This is a genomic window from Desulfonatronum thiosulfatophilum (genome assembly GCF_900104215.1).
Classification (GTDB): Bacteria; Desulfobacterota; Desulfovibrionia; order Desulfovibrionales; family Desulfonatronaceae; genus Desulfonatronum; species Desulfonatronum thiosulfatophilum.
This window is the reverse complement of record NZ_FMXO01000019.1, coordinates 12,508-28,259: the sequence shown is the minus strand read 5'-3', so window position 1 is coordinate 28,259 and position 15,752 is coordinate 12,508. Positions and strand designations below refer to the sequence as shown.

Here is a 15,752-nt window from a genome sequence, read left to right as displayed (position 1 = left end):
GATGAGCAAGAACGATGCCTGACGCCGCAGGGACCGGAGCTCCCGATGCTCTTTTGCCCGACTTTGTCCGGCAACTCCGGCTATGGAATCAGCCGTACGTTGTCCAGATGGATGACTCGAGGTTCCGGCATTTTAACGGCAAAGACGGCCATTGACGTCACCTGCGACAAGTCCAGACGCCGTCCGGCAGGCGCGGTTTCAATATCCGAGAGGGGGATACGCAGTTCATTCCATCCCTGGGCCAGCTTGAATTCACGGTTGTAGCGGTCGTGATAGGCTCCCCCGCGGATATCGTGTTTTCTGTCCCGAATGGAGATGGTCATCTGCAGTGGCCCGGGCCCTGGATTGTGAATGCTCAGGGCCAAAGCAGCATAGCCTTGCCAATCGCCGAAACTTCGGATCATGGTGGTGCCGGAATACAATTGGGTACCCAGCCGTACACGCAGAGAGGCCGTGCCGTGTCTGGAGAAATCGGAATCAATCATCCCTCTGGACCAGCGCCTCGCCTCGAAGGATGTTTCAAAATCGCTGAGTACGGGAAATTGTCGGGCAGCCAAATTCATGTCCCAGAAGTTTGTAAACGGCTCGTAGAACTGGATCAGGCAAAGCGTCAGCACCGTAACCTGGGCGGTTCTGTACAGATATGAGCCCAGGTTACGCCCCTTGGGAACCAGAAACGACAGGGCGAAGCACGCCCCAAGAAGGTTGACGCCTAAATCCCGCCATGATGCCGTGCGGTTGAAATATGGTTGAATCAACTCGATTCCTCCGCCCAGAATTGTGACGGTCGCCAGAATGAGAGCTGCCTGCTGAGTAAATGTATGCTTGCTCAGAGCCGGCAGGTGCGCCATGGACCAGGAAAACAGGGCAAAGAAGAGGAAATGAAAAAGACTGTTCAATTGCGTGACGGGACTGGGCGCTTCATGAATTGAACTGATGAAAAAGAACGGCAATCCTGCCGCCAAAAGCAGGATCGTAATATGAGATAAGCGCATTGAGTTTCGAAGAAATTAACTGGCCGTGATATGATGAGTCTGTGGTGCGGATGGCTCAGCCGCTACACTTCCTGGTGAAAAGGAAGCCAGACCGTGAAAGTCGAACCTTGGCCCTGGATGCTTTGTACTTCAACTCTTCCGCAATGGGCCGTAATGATCTGCTTGCATTGATACAAACCAATACCCAGTCCACCGGGCTTGGTGGTTCTGAAGGGGGTGAACAAACCATCCCGCAGGAACTCCGGCGCTATACCGCAACCTTTATCTTGGACACGGATTCCAGCTTCCTTGCCATGGCGGATGATGTCAACATGCACTGGGCCTTTTTTTTCCGTGGCATCCAAGGCATTGAGAAGTAAATTGAGCATGACCTTGTGCAACTCCTCCGGATCCGCCTCTACCCTTAAGGACTGACCGCTGACCGATATGGGAGCCGTATTGACCATGGCCGCGGTCTCTTCGACCACCTTCCTGATGTCGACCATCTGAAGACGCAGACTGGTGGTGCCGGGCAAGGTCTTCAATCGAGTGATGAGCATCTTCATCCGATTGATCGAGTTGCCAAGAGATTGAAGCATGTCTTTTTGAAAATCCGGATCATCCATATAATCCTTGGCATTATCCAGCATCAAGGACAGAGTATAGACAAGATTTTTCAGATCATGGGCAACAAAAGTTGAAACCTTCCCAACTGCTTCCATTTCTCGAGCCTGGGCAAGCTGCTCGGCTAAGCGAAAATTCAGCAAGGCCAATGCTACCTGACGTGACATTGCCTTGATCAGATCATAATCCTCAAAACCGTAGGATTCATTCTTGTCAAGCGGTTTTCCCAAGGCGATGAATCCTTCCAGACGATCGGCCAGGATAAATGGAGCAAGCAGGATGATCCCGTGTTTTCTGATGTCTTGTGCCAGGCTTGGCGCATGTGTTTCCCATGGCTCGGAGCTAAGATCCCTGACCCATGTTGAATTCTGCATCGGCGAAAGCAGTGGGTCATCTTGGGCGATGACTTCATTTCCACGGTCCATGGACATAACGGATTGACGCCTGAAGGCGTTCGTCTCGTAATCCCGCAAATACAATGCGGCACACCCCATGCCGAAGGTGTCGCAGTATTCTCCAAGCACGGCCGTCAGCAACTGGTCCCGGTTCTTGGCACGCGATAAATGGGTAGTGAACTTCTGCCATTCGACTCGGTAGTCGTATTTGTTTTCATAGAAATGCTTGACGAGAAACACCTGGATCTTGCGCTTGAAGCTGGCGGACATCAGAACCACCAGGAGGAGAACGCCGGAGAGCAGCGAGATGATGGCCAGAAGCACCTTGGGGAAATCCTGCCCAAAATATTTCATCCCCTCGCCGAGAAGTCCCAACCCCAGAAGATAGAGTCCCACCGTCAGGAGCACCACTGATTTGAGGGCCATCTGTCGCGAAAGGTTGATGTGCACATCATTGTTGCGCTGGATCATCGAGTAGCCGATCAGGCCTGTTCCCAGAAGCAAGGCTAGGGACCGCACGGGAACCAACTGCATGTTAATGGTCCGGTACAACAGCCCCTGGCTGTAGTAAAAGAGCAACCCAACCAGGATTACGCCGGCGCCGGTCAGCGCCAGTTTCACTTTCCATCGCTCTTCTCGGGCGGAGCCGAGCAAGGTGGCCTCAAGATTGATCAGCGGCAGAATAAGTATGACGAGCACTCCGACATAGAATAGAAATGCCGGACCTGTGAGAAAGAGAATTTGCTCCTCGGCAAAATCCGGTGAAAAGTAAAATGTTTCGTTAGAATAGAGGAAGGTTGCGGCGGGAAAGGCAAACGTGACCGCCAGGGCGATAATCTGGAAATAAGAGATGTTGTTCAGCTTCACTTTCCGGGCAAAGACCAGGCTGAATCCAAGCCAGGAAATGGGCAGCAATGCCTCGGCGAACATGGCCGGGCGTCGCCAGTAGGGCATCTCTTCAGGATTGCGCAAGGCAAGAAGATCAAACAATTCAAGGCATGCGGTGCAGGTCAGGGCGATAAAAAGCAATACGACGTCCGGCGACAACTTGCATCGTGCCAGAAGGTAAAGCGGCAGGCCGACCGCCGCCAGAATCGCCGAGATGGAAAGGATGGTCTGCAACATCTGCATTCAGTAACAGGCTCAGTCTGTCTGCGTATCGCCGATATCAAGATGATGAAAGCGACATGACGCAAAAAAAAGCGAATGTGCTTTTGGTTGAGCAATGCCATAAGCTGAGGCATCAATGGCTGAATATTTTACGACGGCAGAAATTCACGGATTACTGGGTAAAAGTCGCTGGCAAAATCCCGAGTGCGCCTCAGCCCTTGCTCGAGATCGCCGTCATAGCGGGTGGAAATGCGGATGAACGCAGTATCCCGGCGACCGTGCAGCAGAGATCCGGTCACCTCGGCCAGTTTCAGGGAATATTCATTGTTCAGGCTCCTGTCTCGAGTCTGAAACCAATACAAAAACACTTCTCTTGTCTCCCCAAGCTGGTACACAGCCTGGACCATGTTTACGTTCTCAGTGCCAATCGTCATGGTGAGCCTTTCACTGGAGATCACTTGCCACCCTCCACCGGGCAGACAATGCTTGGGGGAGTGGATCACGCCTGTTCCCTTGCCTCCGTCATAATATCCGATATGCAGGTCAACCGGTCTCTCACCTTTTCGAATGTATGTCCGATTGAGAATATCAGTGGGTTTCAGGATTTCCATGACATTATCGCTGAAATCATAGGAACTGACCATTTTCCAATCCGCGTGATGAGTAGGAAACTGATGGAACGGCTTGTTGATCGGGGGAGTCGTGGCGGCGTGAACATGCAGATAGAGCATGGTCAGCAAAAGTAGAGCGTAAAGCAGGATGAAGCGTTTTGTGTTCAGCATGTTATTTCCTTTTATCCATTCATGGCATTAGCGTTCCCGGGGACCAATGCTCAGGATCCCACCCAGTGCAAGCAGAAGAACCATGGCCACGGCAAAGACGGCGAATCCGGCAAAGTCATGAAAAAAACCTTGAGCTACCTGGGGCCCCCAATATTGTGCCAAGAATCCCGTAACGATGACGCGCATGGCATTGGTTATCACGGCGATGGGAATGGCCGAAGCAATGATAATCGCTCGTTTCGTATTGTTCTTCTGGGTCAGAAAAGCAAAGGCCACGGCCAAGGCCAGCAATGACATAATGGATCGCAACCCGCTGCAGGCGTCCGCGACTTCCAACACCGTGTTGGTGAACATGATGATGTTGCCCTCGTTCCAGACGATTACGCCCAGCATTTTCAAAGTGGTCACGGAAATGTTCGTGACGAAAAGCTTCAGGGGGAACGCTGCGGCATCATAGATGATGTAGGGGATGGGAATCATCAGAATCAGGAAAAGCAAAGGCAACGCCATGATTTTGAAGATTCGGAGACCGAACAGATAAAGGGTCATGCCGCAAAGAATTACCACCAGCGACAAGCGCATATTGAATAATTCGGTGCCCAGCCAGCCCAGGATAAGCTGACTCAGGCCGATGAAAACAACAATCAACCCGAGATTAGATGGGTCGACAGGCGCAGTCCGAAGTTTATCCCATCGCTGATAGACAAAAAAACCTGAGATCAGGGGCACCAGAAAACCGTGTGAGTAATTTTCGTCATTGGCCCATTGGAAGATCATATGCGATACGATATCGAAGTACATCACTGCAAGAATGGGTATAAGAAGCAGCAAATAGAATCGAAATTTAAAAAGAGCTTCCGTAAAAGTCATATAAAATCCTTGATGCGTGAATTTTGGAAAAAAACAGTTCCAGCAGTTGGGAATCAGAACGTCTTTCTGAGCATCAATATCACCCTGTTTTCACGAAAATTATCATTGGACAAGGGAATATTGCTCGATGAATCGATATAGAAATAGTTCAGGCTGGCGGTAAAGTTTCTGCCCAGTGGGCGGATTAAACCCAATCCGAGCCGCCATTCATCGATCTTGTTCTCACTCCTCTCCGGGACAGAATCCACGAGAATAAACCGTTCTTCTTTGCGGTTGTTGTACGTCACACCGGCTGTCCCAGTCAGCAGCCGGGTTAACCCGTGCTGGAGGGCGAAACCAATGCTGTAGCGGGAGTCGTCGGGTTCATTATATTCTGTGCTCGAGGCAAAAACGCGGATATTGCCCCGGGCGTAAGGCCGGTTAAGGGAGGCAACATGGCTTATCTGACGTCGTGACGCATCCCGCAAAGGATCTTCCACGTACGTGACGCCTGTCCGTAAAGTGGCGGTCACGGTGGAGAAGGCGTGCGTAATGCCTACATTCCAGTAGGGGTTGGTTGTGGTGTTTCGATCCGAATATCTCCGCCAAGTCGTTCCGTAGTCGCCGTGGATTCGCGAACCTGGTCCGTAGGCATAGCTCGCCCCACCGTAGACTGTGTGTCGATTTTCCCGGCCCTGTCGAGACGGGGATTCCCGCCGTAGTTCTTCAATAAAAAACTCGCCGATGTCCGCTTCGTCGACGAATACGTCGCTTTCGCCGTCTCTGTTGCGTCTCCAGGTGCCGGTATATCCTGCATTGAGGTTGATTCTGGCTGTTAAATCATACACGCCGTTCATAAATATTTCATGGATGTCCACATCTTGAACTTCATCCCTTTCGTACCAGGTATTTCTGTATCTGTAGCCGGTACGCAACTCGGTACGCACCGAAGGACGGAGTTCAATGTAGGGCGAGATTAAAAAATTGTTGCGGTCAGAGACCTCGCGTTCCCTGCTGGTCACTTCCTCGTACTGGGGAACCAGAATTTCGTCCCCTGGAAAGATCACCGGAACCGGCTCCTCTTCCACTGGGACTTCCGGTTCAACAAGAACATAAGAGGAACGCACAAGATTTAGGTCGGTCCGCCTGTAGTCGTTACGCACGTCCAGGAAAAAAAGATTTGGAACAAGATTGGCCAGACCGCGGGCATTGAGAGTGTGTCTGGTATCATCCTGGGTGAACCCGCCGGAAACTTTCTTGTTTTTTCGTGCGTAATAGAGGTATTCGAATGCATAGGAAATGCTGAGGTCCCAATGACGGGCATCATGGTTCAGATCAAGCTTCGGCATGATGCGGGTGGTGAAATCTGGAAGCTTTTCCTGTTCCTGGTTAATGTTGTCAGAATACTCTTGACTGACGGAAATGGACGGATCAATGGAGAAGCCTTGGGCCGAAAGAACGGATGGTTTCGAGGTCAGGATGACACAGAGCGCGATGAGTAATAACAAATTGAAAAAAAGGTCACGCTTGTAGGCGGAAAAGGGCATGGTAGAGCCTCCTATGTTCTTGTTCATCCCAATGGCCTTGAGCATGTAAAACTTGTCGTGTTTTCATAGCCATGCGAGCGCTTCTCACGGAAATCATCCACGGAACAGTCTCCTGAAAAAGCTCTTTCGCTTGCGCGTCTGAGGTTCTTCCAGGTTCAGTTCCACCAGGTCCTGTTGAGTGAAACTGGAAGCCGGCTTGACCAGGATGCTTTCCAGATCGAGTGAGACAGGATTGTATTTCGCCTGCAGCTCGGCAAGTTCACGGGCGATTGTTCCAAATGAGCTTTCAAGCACGTCAAGGCGGTCCTTGTGATCCAGAATTTGGGATTCATCGGCTTTCGCAAGGTTCCTTTCAAGCATTTCAATGCGTTGGGTTATATCCCGCAACAGGGATGTCAGCTTGACCTTTGATCGATGCAGGTCCGGCATCACGTCCAATGAAAGGGCATCTTTTTCAGCAGGTTGAAAAGAATCTGGTCCGTTTTCCCAAAACTGCTGTTCGAAATCAAGTTCCCGGAAAACCTCTTCAGCCATGACCGGGTCCACCTCGCGGGTTTCCGCGGAAAACATGGAAAGCATCAGGAAGTCGCAGATGATATTGATCAGCCTGGGGACGCCTCTGCTTTGGGTATGAATCTGGGACAGTGCCTCGGGCGAAAATGTCGCGGCATTGCGGTCGCCGGCGATTTCAAGGCGATGCTGAATATATTGCTCGGTTTCTTCCAAAGAGAGGGGCTGGATATGGCAATTGATGTTGATCCGCTGTCTGAGTTGGCGCATTTCCGGGGAAGCCAGGATTTTTTTCAATTCAGGCTGTCCCACGAGGATGATCTGCAGCAACTTGGCCTGGTCGGTCTCAAGATTGGATAGCATGCGCACCTCCTCCAGGAGTTCGGAGGAGAGGTTTTGCGCTTCATCGATGATCAACACCGGCTGCATGTCCCTGGCAAACTGCTCAATGAGAAATTCGTTCAATTCCCGTAAAAGCACTATCTTGTCTTTTCCCTCCACGGAGAGGCCAAAATCGTCGTTGATCATGGAAATAAGCTGTTCGGAGGAGACTTTTGTGTTGAACACTTTGGAGAGGATTACCCGGTCCAGCTTTTTCTTGATCAGGTCACGGATTATCGTTGTCTTTCCAGATCCGATTTCGCCGGTGATCAAGATAAATCCAGCTCGGGCCTTGATGCCGTAGTCCAGATAGGTCATGGCCCGCCTGTGCGACTTGCTGTGATAGAGAAAGTCCGGGTTAGGCAGCAGTTCAAAAGGTTTGTTGTGCAGGCCGAAGAAAGATTCGTACACGAATGCTCCATGTTTTTTTGGGAGAAGCGCAGTGTCGTGTCAGGATCAACAAACAACCGCGGTAACTCCCGGCTATGAGAGATATGGATTATTCTTTCATTGTTTGATTGGCCGCAACCGATCCGGAATCATGAAAAAGCTGGACGTGAAGCAGCAAAGGGATCCAGCCTTTCCGGTTGTTCCAGGATTTATCCGCTGCTACATATTTCCGATCACCTTGACAGCGCTTCACCATATTCGACGTAATCATTTTTATAATAATACGAATAACTGCTGCTCAAGGATTCCGGCTTGGCGTGATTGTAAACCAGGCCCAGGATATGCGCGCCGCTCATGGCATATTGAGCGTCGCGAATATTTTCCAGAGTGGACAGGCCTGATTTGACGACCATGATGACGCCGTCCACGATTCCGCTCAGGCTTCTTGTTTCCGCAAAAGGAAGCACGGGCGGAGTATCGATAATGATGTAGCGCTCGGCATAGCGATGCTTCATTTCACGGACAAGTTCGCGCATCTTGCGGGACGAAAAAAGCTCACCCGGGTTTGGAGCTTTTCGACCGGAAGGCAGAACAGTCAGCTTGCCGATTCCGGTCTTGACCAGCACATCCGAAACCTGAGCCTTTTCCAATAGGCAATCGGTCAGGCCGGGTTTTGTGTCGAGTCCCAGGTATTGCATAATGCAGGGCCTGCGCAGATCCGCATCGATGAGCAGCACGGTGTGGTCGTACTCCTGAGCCAGGCTGATGGCCAAGTTGAGGGCGGTCGTCGTTTTTCCCTCGCCGACCATGGAACTTGTGACCATCAAGGTGTTTTTGGTCAGGTCGTTGCGTGTCAGCTTGATCACCATTTCTTTCAGTTTGCGATACTCTTCGGCCATGGGCGACTGCGGATTCGTGGCCGCGACCAGGGTTGGGTTGTTGATCTTCAGCGAACCTTCGGGAGGGGTGAAGATTTCGGGGGATGTTTGTGGAGGGGTGGGTTTCAACCGGGCAGCAGAGACATATCCCACCTGGTTTTCCGTTACCCCCAAGCGCATTTTCGCGGCTTTTTCCAAAGCTTGTTCTATTCTGCTCATATTATTGATTTCCAATGGCGATTAAATGTTCAGCAAGGCGAGGTGCCGTGCCAATTCTCAACGTTTCTCGGGTTCTCGAAGAGCATAATTAAAAAATTCTTCTATAGAGGCCTTTCATATAGCCGATGGCGCTCTCGGTCTCCGGTCGTTGGACAATGTTCTGCACGTAATCGTAGAGGATGGTGGATCCCATGAATTCCAGCAGCATAACCCCGACGATCAGCATGAAAAAGGCGGCGGCCAGAAGGTACAGCAACAGGTTCCTGAAATGCATCTTCCGAACATTGGCAGGGTTGAGCATCTCCGGAACCACAGCGAGCACCGGCAACCCCAACTCTTTCAGAGTGTCCACATGGCGAACGGAACGATCCAGGTAATTCAGCCCAAGGCTCATTCCCACGCCGGCTCCCAGCCCTCCGAGCATACCCAGGAGTATGATCATCAAGCGGTTGGGACTTGATGGATTCGTGGGCAGTATGGCCGGATCCACAATCCGAAACGTGGTTGTCTTGTCCTGAAGTTCCATCTGCCGGGATATTTCAGCCTGTCCGTATCGTCCCATTAATTGTTCAAGAACCCTCTGCTGTTCTGAACGCTTGTGCTGTACTTCGGCAAATTCAGCCTGGGCTACAGGTATGTTTTCAAGAAGTTCGTTATAGTACTGGATCATTCGGCGGAGGCGTTGTTCCTGAAGTCGGAGTTCCTGCAACTGCACATCGAAGACGCTTGAGATTCTTGTCTGCGTGTCGACGTTGACGGCGCCTTCGTCGTAAAGCCCTTTTTCCAACATCTGCATTTCAGCCTTGACTCTGACAACTTCCGGATAAGATGGACCGTAACGCAGCTGCAGTTCAGCAAGTTTTCTCTGGAGCATGTTAAGACGACCCTGGTGACCGGACATGGGAAGACCCTGATCATCAAAGGCAAGCGCTGCCTCAGAGGAAGCACTAGAGAGCAGTTCGTAACGCCGGATCGACAACTCCTGCAGCCGATCTTCGGCCATAGCGATCTGTTCGAGCAACTGGCCGGGATCCCTGTTTAAAAGGTCACCCTTACGGATGCGCAATTCCAGGACGGCTGCATCCGCCTCTTCCAAGCGCGCCCGGTGGATTTCAATTTGTTCAGCCAGAAAGCCGAAGGCAGCATAGGTATCGTCGCGATCGGCGGAAATATTCTGTTCGATATATCGGCGAACAAGGGTGTTCACAAAGTCCCGCGCCTCGCGTGGATTTTCGTGAGAGAAAGAAATGATGAACAGCCCGTCTCGAGCTCGTAGGCGAATGTCCATTCTTTGCCGGGCATTGTTGATCAAGCCTTCAAGTTCGGCATCGGTCCTGGCATGCAGATCCATATTCAAATCTCGCAGAACCTGCTGCAGCATGGTTCGGCTTTGCATTGCCGTGGTCAACACCCGAATTTTGGCATCCATGGAAGGAGTGACCGCCACGCCCTGCATCAAACTGGACATGACGTTTTCTTCAATGAATACTGTGCTGCTGGAGCTGTACATATTTTTTAGAGCAAGACTGTATAGCGTTGCCCCTATGGTGACAGCAATTGTGGCAAATATAATCAAAAAACGTCTTCTATAAGCTATAGCAAGATATTTTCTGATATCCAGATCTTTTGGATCAGACATGATAACTCCAAAATATATTTAAACCATCGCGAGATAGCTGAGACAGCGCAACGGTCTTTTAAATGATTGTTGACTGTCGACACGCGTTCGCTAGAAGAAGCCTTCGCGGACAACTATGTAATCTCCTGGAAGAAGTTCAATATTCTGGGTCATATCTCCCCGGAGCAAGTCTTTGGCACGAACTGGAATATTGATCTCTTCATCACTTTGCTTGCGAACGATCATGGTGCTGTTTTCACGAGCATACGGTGAAAATCCACCAGCCTGTAAAATTGCTTCAAGCACTGTCAGTCCTTCACGGTACTGAATAAACGTCGGTGCACCAACGGCTCCAAGCACGTAGACATTTGGCTCTCGTAACGGCGGCACAAAGATGACGTCGTTATTTTTGAGAAGAATATCCTCCCGGACATCACCCTCGATGATGAGCGCGTGAAAATCCTGCTTGATTTTTTGTCCGTCCCGCAGGACGTATGCCGCACGAAGATCCGCCGTCTGCAAATTTTCCACGGTGCTCAGCATTTGCAGCAGTGATGTCTGGCGCATCAGGTCCTGGGTGCCAAGTTCAAGGCCGCCTCCGAAAAAAAACACCCTGCTGTTGGTGATCTCGATCACCGATACGGTAACTATCGGGTTGTGGACCAAGCGTTTCATTTTTTCTTCCAGCGACTCCTGCAACTGTCCCGGAGTCAGTCCGCTGGCTCTGACATCGCCAAGGCCGGGAATGGTAATCTTTCCATCAGGCCTCACCGTACTCGTCGCGCTCAATTTCGGTTCATCCCATACGGAAATGGCCAAACCATCTCCTTCGCCAATAATGTAATCTTGAGCTGTCGCGGACAATGGAAACAGCAAGCAGATAAGCACCAAAAGAATACGTTGTTTCATGATGAACCTCGCGTCTTGGATGGTTGAATGATATATTTCTTTATGCCTGGCTTGTGTTATGATAAACGCCATAAAAATCATGTTCCCCTGTTCTTGTGCATTGTACCCTTGATTGCATCACCGGCTGCCTTCCTGGAACAGTACGACATTTATAGTTCTGAGTATGATGCGAATGTCGAAAAGCAGAGACAGATTCTTGATGTAATACAGATCGTAGCGCAGCTTTTCTACGGCATCCTCGACCGATGAGCCGTACGGGTAACAGACCTGGGCCCATCCCGTGACGCCGGGCTTCACAAAATGACGTTCGGAATAATAGGGAATGACTTTCTTCAATTCTGAGACGAATTCCGGGCGTTCCGGACGCGGCCCGATCAGACTCATGTCTCCCAGAACTACGTTGATCAATTGCGGGATCTCGTCCACGCGTGTTTTTCGAAGAATATGCCCCAACTTGGTGATTCGTGGGTCGTCCTGTTGCGCCCATACCGCGCCGGTGACGGTTTCCGCGTCCTGCCGCATGGTTCGAAACTTGATGAGCGTGAACTCCTCATCGCGCTGTCCGACCCGTGTCTGCCGGAAAAAAACCGGCCCAGGAGAGTCCAGCTTGATCAGCAGGGCGATCACGGGAAACAAAGGCAATGTCAGCAGAAGGCCCAAACCCGCGCTGGTCACGTCCAGCAGACGCTTGAAGAGTCTGGTCAGGTTGTTGATCCGGAAGCCGTCGGAAAAGATGAACCAGCTGGGAGTGATGTTTTCCAGCAGAAGCTTGCCGGTGACTTGCTCGTAGAAGGACGGCGCATCAACGATATCCACGCCGCTGATCTTGCAACTGAGCATGTCCTGGAGGGGAAACGTACCACGGCGTTGCGGCAGGGAAACAACGACATGGTCCGGCTTGAGCTGCTCCACGGTATGGAAAAGGCCCGCGCCATTTTCCACAATTTCCTTACGCGGCACGACAACAGGCTCACATTCCGGGTCGTAATACCCAGCCAACGTAAATTGCTGCCCATTGGCGCTGACAAGGGTGCCGATTTCTTTTGCCAAAGGGCCAGCGCCCAGTATCAGCACTTTCTTGGCCAACCCCGGCATTATATCCATGCGCTTGAAAAACAAGTGCCAGGTGAATTGAAAGGCTCCGAAAATGAGTAAGGTTAAAAATAGTATTCCGCGTCCGTACATGGTCGCCGGCAATACATAGTACAATGCCGACAACAAGAAAAAGGACAGAGTCAACCCGAGAATGATCCGCATGGCCAAATCGCGCACCGTGATCTTTTGACGCTGATTATACATCTCCACGACAACGGAAGAGAAAAGGATTGTCGCTACCACGGCCCCTGCCTGTTCGAAGGTGATAAACACGCCTTGGTGGAGTTCTTCTCCAAAGCGAATGATCATTGCCGCATACAAGGCAATAAATGCCAGAGCGATGTCTCCGGTCTTTAAAGTGATGAGAAATCTGGTCATTACCGCCTCCGTTGACAAACCTTGCAAATTTATTCCGTGCTTATCAGCTTCTGGTTCAGTTTTCTGGCTTCCTGCTTTTCCGGAAACTCTTCGTGCATCAAGGCCACGTTCAACTCGTTCAAAGCCTTTTCGCGTTCTCCGGTCATGCTGTAGGCCAATGCCAGATGGTAACGGACTGTAGGATGATTTGGCAGCAGTTGGACGGCTCGTTCAAGTATGCGACGCCCATCTTCAGGCCTGTTGTTCTGAATCAGGGCCAGCCCAAGAGTGTCCATGACGCCGGGGTTGTGCTGTTCCAGTCGAAACGCCTGAGTGGCGAGATGCAAGGCCTCTTCTACGCTCCCGTGTCCCTTGAGGGATAGATAGGCTACGTTGTTCAGGGCAGGGACAAAGTTGGGATCGATCCGCAGAATTTCTTGATACAACTCTTTGGCCCGCGCCATTTCCCCTTGCTTTTCGAGGATATTGCCATGACCGAAAAGCGCCGGGATGAATTGCGGGTTTATTTCCAAGGCCTTCGAGTACTCCTGTATGGCTTCATCAGTTGATCCAGCACGTGCTCTCAGATTTCCCAGCCGAAAATGCGATTGCGGATTTGCGGGTTCCACTTCGACAGCCTTCTGGATCATCGCTTCGGCCTGGCCCAAGTTCCCCGTCGATTCGTGAATACCGGCCAGGAAAAGGTATGATTCAGCTTTGTCGGGGTGAAGGTCGATCAATTCTTCGCCCTCAGCAACGGCCCCTTCCACGTCCCCTTTGAGCAGGAGAGAGTTCGCCAAAAGCCGGATGCCGCCTTCGCGCTGGTGAGATTTAATTTCTTGATGCAAGGCAATGGCTTCGTCGATTCGACCCTGGGCGATGAGAATCCGTGCTTTGACCTCCATGAGAGGCATTTTGTCGTCCGTGGCGGCAATGCCTTCATCCAGGATCGTCGTGGCCTCTTCTGGCCGTCCTTTACGTACGGCATGCTCGGCATGGGCGAGAAATGCTTGCGAATCTCCGGTTCTCTGGGCTCTTGCAAAATACTCCAGGGCCTGCTCTTCCTGTCCGAGTTGTATGGACAGGTTCGCCGCGGAAAGCAGGGCACGCAAATTTTCGGGATGGTGGGAAAGCAGAGCTTGGTATTCCGCCAATGCCTTATCCAACTCGCCGCGGCTCTGATAAAATGAAGCCAGATTGAAGTAGGCTGAAGCGAATGTGGGATCTGCCTTTTTGGATTTTTCCAGAAGTTCCAGCCCTTCTTCAGTTTGGTTCTGAGAAAGTCGAATAGCGGCCATATTGTTCAACAGCGCAGCGTCGCTAGCCTCACCGGTAAGCCCTTGCTCAAGAGTCGCATGGGCTTTATCCAGTTCTTTTTGTTGCATCAGGTTGGCAAACTGCAGCATGCGGATGTTGAGTTGTTCGGGGGCGACCTGAATGGCCGCGTCCAGATTTGCCGTCGCCTCGTTGATTTGACCTTTGTCCAGGAGAAAAACTCCCTGCATGAAAAACGCATTTGCCATTTCGGGATCGAGTTCCGTTGCCTTCTGCAACAGTTGCATGCCCTGCTCGTAATTGCCCTGGGCCATCTGGATGCTTCCCAGCATGTTGTAGGCCATGGCATTGCCCGGCTCCTGATTAATAACCCTTTGGGCTTCTCTGACTGCCAGATCAAGGCGTTCTTGTTGCAATAAAACAAGGGCGGTCATAAGACGCGCTTGAGTAAAATTTGGCGCTTGATCCAGAATGATTCGAAACTGGCTTAGCGCACTTTCCAATTCCGCTTCCTGGTGCAGGCTTAGCCCGAGAAAATAATGTCCACTTAGAGATGGCCTGATGCCGTTGGACTGTTGCAGGGACACGATGGCTTCCCTGAACTTTCCTTCCTGGAAATGCTGCAGGCCGTTCAGGAGATAGCCTTCAGAGCGTTGCGGAAAGCGTCTTTCCAGTCGGTCAGCTATTGAACGGACTTCCGAAGTCTCGCCTTTTCCGAGATGAAGCATTCCTTTTTCATATAGAGCTTCAGCGTCTTGAGGGTTGAGCTGGATGATCCTTTCGTATGTGATCATCAGCTCTTCCGTCCGGTCTTGCCTGCGCTGCAGTTCGGCGGTTGCAGCCAGAGCTTCCAGGTTATCCGGATCAGATTTAAGCACCCTGTTTAATTCATTTTCGGCTCGCACCAGATCGTCCTGAAGAAGAAACGACTTGCCCAACCCAAGATGTGCCGCCGGCATTCCGGGCTCCAGTTGCAGAGCTTGTTCAAAACTGCGTTGGGCATCTTCAATCTCTCCCAGTCGCCCCTGAATCTCCCCAAGAATGATCAGGGCTTCCGCTGACAGCGGCTGGGCCTCCATGTACCTGTCGGTCTCATCCCCAGCCTGATCCAATCGATTTGTATGCAAAAAAATGCGGGCCATATCCAAACCGATGCCAGGATAGTTGGGATTCTGGAGCTGAACCTTGCGCAATTCCTGCTCCGCGAGATCGTAACGCTGCATCTCCATATACGCTCTCGCCAATTGATATCGCGCATCTATAAAATTTTGATCCTTCTCGAGTGCATTTCGAAAAACCACAATGGCGCCTTGTGGATTGCTCTGCTCCATCTGCCGCAAGCCTTCCGCATACAAGTCTTCCTTGGTTCCGGCGCCACAGGCGGATGCGCCAATCAAGAGGACAAATAGAAAAATGCTTTTTATTTTCAACAAGGTAGTACCCTCCGTTGTTGGCTGTGTTGTTTATTGTAATGAAGACGAAATTGTTTATCTCGTACAACTATCAAGAAGCGTGCCGTAGGTGTGACAGAAAATAAGCCATCTTAACCTCATGAATTAACAAGTATTCAGCTATGGCCAATTGTTTTTCTACCGAGGATGGGGGATTGTCCGGAAAGATCAGACGAAGAATAGACCATCATGGATGTTTCCTCGAACAAGACATTAGGCCGGTCTTATCCACGAACCATGGACGTATGTTTCCGGCAATGGTTCGATGAACGAATCCTGACTCAGTCAAACAGGAGATCTCGAAAAAACGAGACAAGCTCATACCATGTAGTAAAAATATGCTGAGTAGTTACCGGAAAAATGGATGAAATAGGTGGAGGCGGCTTTG

At 51.0% G+C, this 15,752-nt stretch carries 11 protein-coding genes; all 11 read right to left on the bottom strand.

Translation table 11 applies throughout. From position 1 onward, the window contains the following. Positions 1–80: 80 nt before the first annotated feature. The 11 genes from BLP93_RS14740 to prsT all read right to left on the bottom strand — a co-directional run bounded on the left by BLP93_RS14740 (position 81) and on the right by prsT (position 15,346). Positions 81–995 (bottom strand): hypothetical protein, encoded by a 915-nt coding sequence (locus BLP93_RS14740; protein ID WP_092123368.1) that lies wholly within the window; start codon positions 993–995, stop codon positions 81–83. 62 nt (positions 996–1,057) lie between these two features. Further along, a complete protein-coding gene (gene prsK, locus BLP93_RS14735; RefSeq protein ID WP_092123366.1) occupies positions 1,058–3,124 on the bottom strand; it encodes an XrtA/PEP-CTERM system histidine kinase PrsK in 2,067 nt (688 codons plus the stop codon). A gap of 128 nt (positions 3,125–3,252) precedes the next feature. Beyond that, entirely contained in the window at positions 3,253–3,885 is a 633-nt protein-coding gene (locus tag BLP93_RS14730) for an exosortase C-terminal domain/associated protein EpsI (protein WP_092123364.1), read from the bottom strand. 27 nt (positions 3,886–3,912) lie between these two features. Continuing rightward, the gene (gene xrtA / locus BLP93_RS14725) at positions 3,913–4,755 is read right to left on the bottom strand and encodes an exosortase A (RefSeq protein ID WP_092123362.1); all 843 of its coding nucleotides are present in this window, start codon (positions 4,753–4,755) and stop codon (positions 3,913–3,915) included. Positions 4,756–4,808: 53 nt separating this feature from the next. Beyond that, entirely contained in the window at positions 4,809–6,281 is a 1,473-nt protein-coding gene (locus BLP93_RS14720; RefSeq protein ID WP_092123360.1) for a porin family protein, read from the bottom strand. Positions 6,282–6,374: 93 nt separating this feature from the next. Then, positions 6,375–7,583, bottom strand: a complete 1,209-nt coding sequence (locus BLP93_RS14715) for an XrtA/PEP-CTERM system-associated ATPase (protein ID WP_092123358.1) — start codon at positions 7,581–7,583, stop codon at positions 6,375–6,377. Positions 7,584–7,795: 212 nt separating this feature from the next. Continuing rightward, a complete protein-coding gene (locus BLP93_RS14710; protein WP_092123356.1) occupies positions 7,796–8,659 on the bottom strand; it encodes an XrtA-associated tyrosine autokinase in 864 nt (287 codons plus the stop codon). An 88-nt stretch (positions 8,660–8,747) separates the two neighbouring features. Continuing rightward, complete coding sequence (locus BLP93_RS14705) at positions 8,748–10,298, bottom strand: XrtA system polysaccharide chain length determinant (protein ID WP_092123354.1); 1,551 nt, start codon at positions 10,296–10,298, stop codon at positions 8,748–8,750. A gap of 90 nt (positions 10,299–10,388) precedes the next feature. Further along, entirely contained in the window at positions 10,389–11,186 is a 798-nt protein-coding gene (locus BLP93_RS14700) for an XrtA/PEP-CTERM system exopolysaccharide export protein (RefSeq protein WP_092123459.1), read from the bottom strand. Between the two features lie 117 nt (positions 11,187–11,303). Continuing rightward, the gene (locus tag BLP93_RS14695) at positions 11,304–12,659 is read right to left on the bottom strand and encodes a TIGR03013 family XrtA/PEP-CTERM system glycosyltransferase (protein WP_092123352.1); all 1,356 of its coding nucleotides are present in this window, start codon (positions 12,657–12,659) and stop codon (positions 11,304–11,306) included. 29 nt (positions 12,660–12,688) lie between these two features. Next, the gene (gene prsT, locus BLP93_RS14690) at positions 12,689–15,346 is read right to left on the bottom strand and encodes an XrtA/PEP-CTERM system TPR-repeat protein PrsT (protein WP_092123350.1); all 2,658 of its coding nucleotides are present in this window, start codon (positions 15,344–15,346) and stop codon (positions 12,689–12,691) included. Positions 15,347–15,752 lie beyond the last annotated feature (406 nt).

Excerpts from the sequence above, each read along its gene's own strand:
- BLP93_RS14720 (WP_092123360.1), bottom strand. The coding sequence starts at position 6,281 with ATGCCCTTTTCCGCCTACAAGCGTGACCTTTTTTTCAATTTGTTATTA.
- BLP93_RS14740 (WP_092123368.1), bottom strand. The coding sequence starts at position 995 with ATGCGCTTATCTCATATTACGATCCTGCTTTTGGCGGCAGGATTGCCG.
- BLP93_RS14710 (WP_092123356.1), bottom strand. The coding sequence starts at position 8,659 with ATGAGCAGAATAGAACAAGCTTTGGAAAAAGCCGCGAAAATGCGCTTG.
- BLP93_RS14695 (WP_092123352.1), bottom strand. The coding sequence starts at position 12,659 with ATGACCAGATTTCTCATCACTTTAAAGACCGGAGACATCGCTCTGGCA.
- BLP93_RS14730 (WP_092123364.1), bottom strand. The coding sequence starts at position 3,885 with ATGCTGAACACAAAACGCTTCATCCTGCTTTACGCTCTACTTTTGCTG.
- BLP93_RS14705 (WP_092123354.1), bottom strand. The coding sequence starts at position 10,298 with ATGTCTGATCCAAAAGATCTGGATATCAGAAAATATCTTGCTATAGCT.
- prsK (WP_092123366.1), bottom strand. The coding sequence starts at position 3,124 with ATGCAGATGTTGCAGACCATCCTTTCCATCTCGGCGATTCTGGCGGCG.
- BLP93_RS14700 (WP_092123459.1), bottom strand. The coding sequence starts at position 11,186 with ATGAAACAACGTATTCTTTTGGTGCTTATCTGCTTGCTGTTTCCATTG.
- xrtA (WP_092123362.1), bottom strand. The coding sequence starts at position 4,755 with ATGACTTTTACGGAAGCTCTTTTTAAATTTCGATTCTATTTGCTGCTT.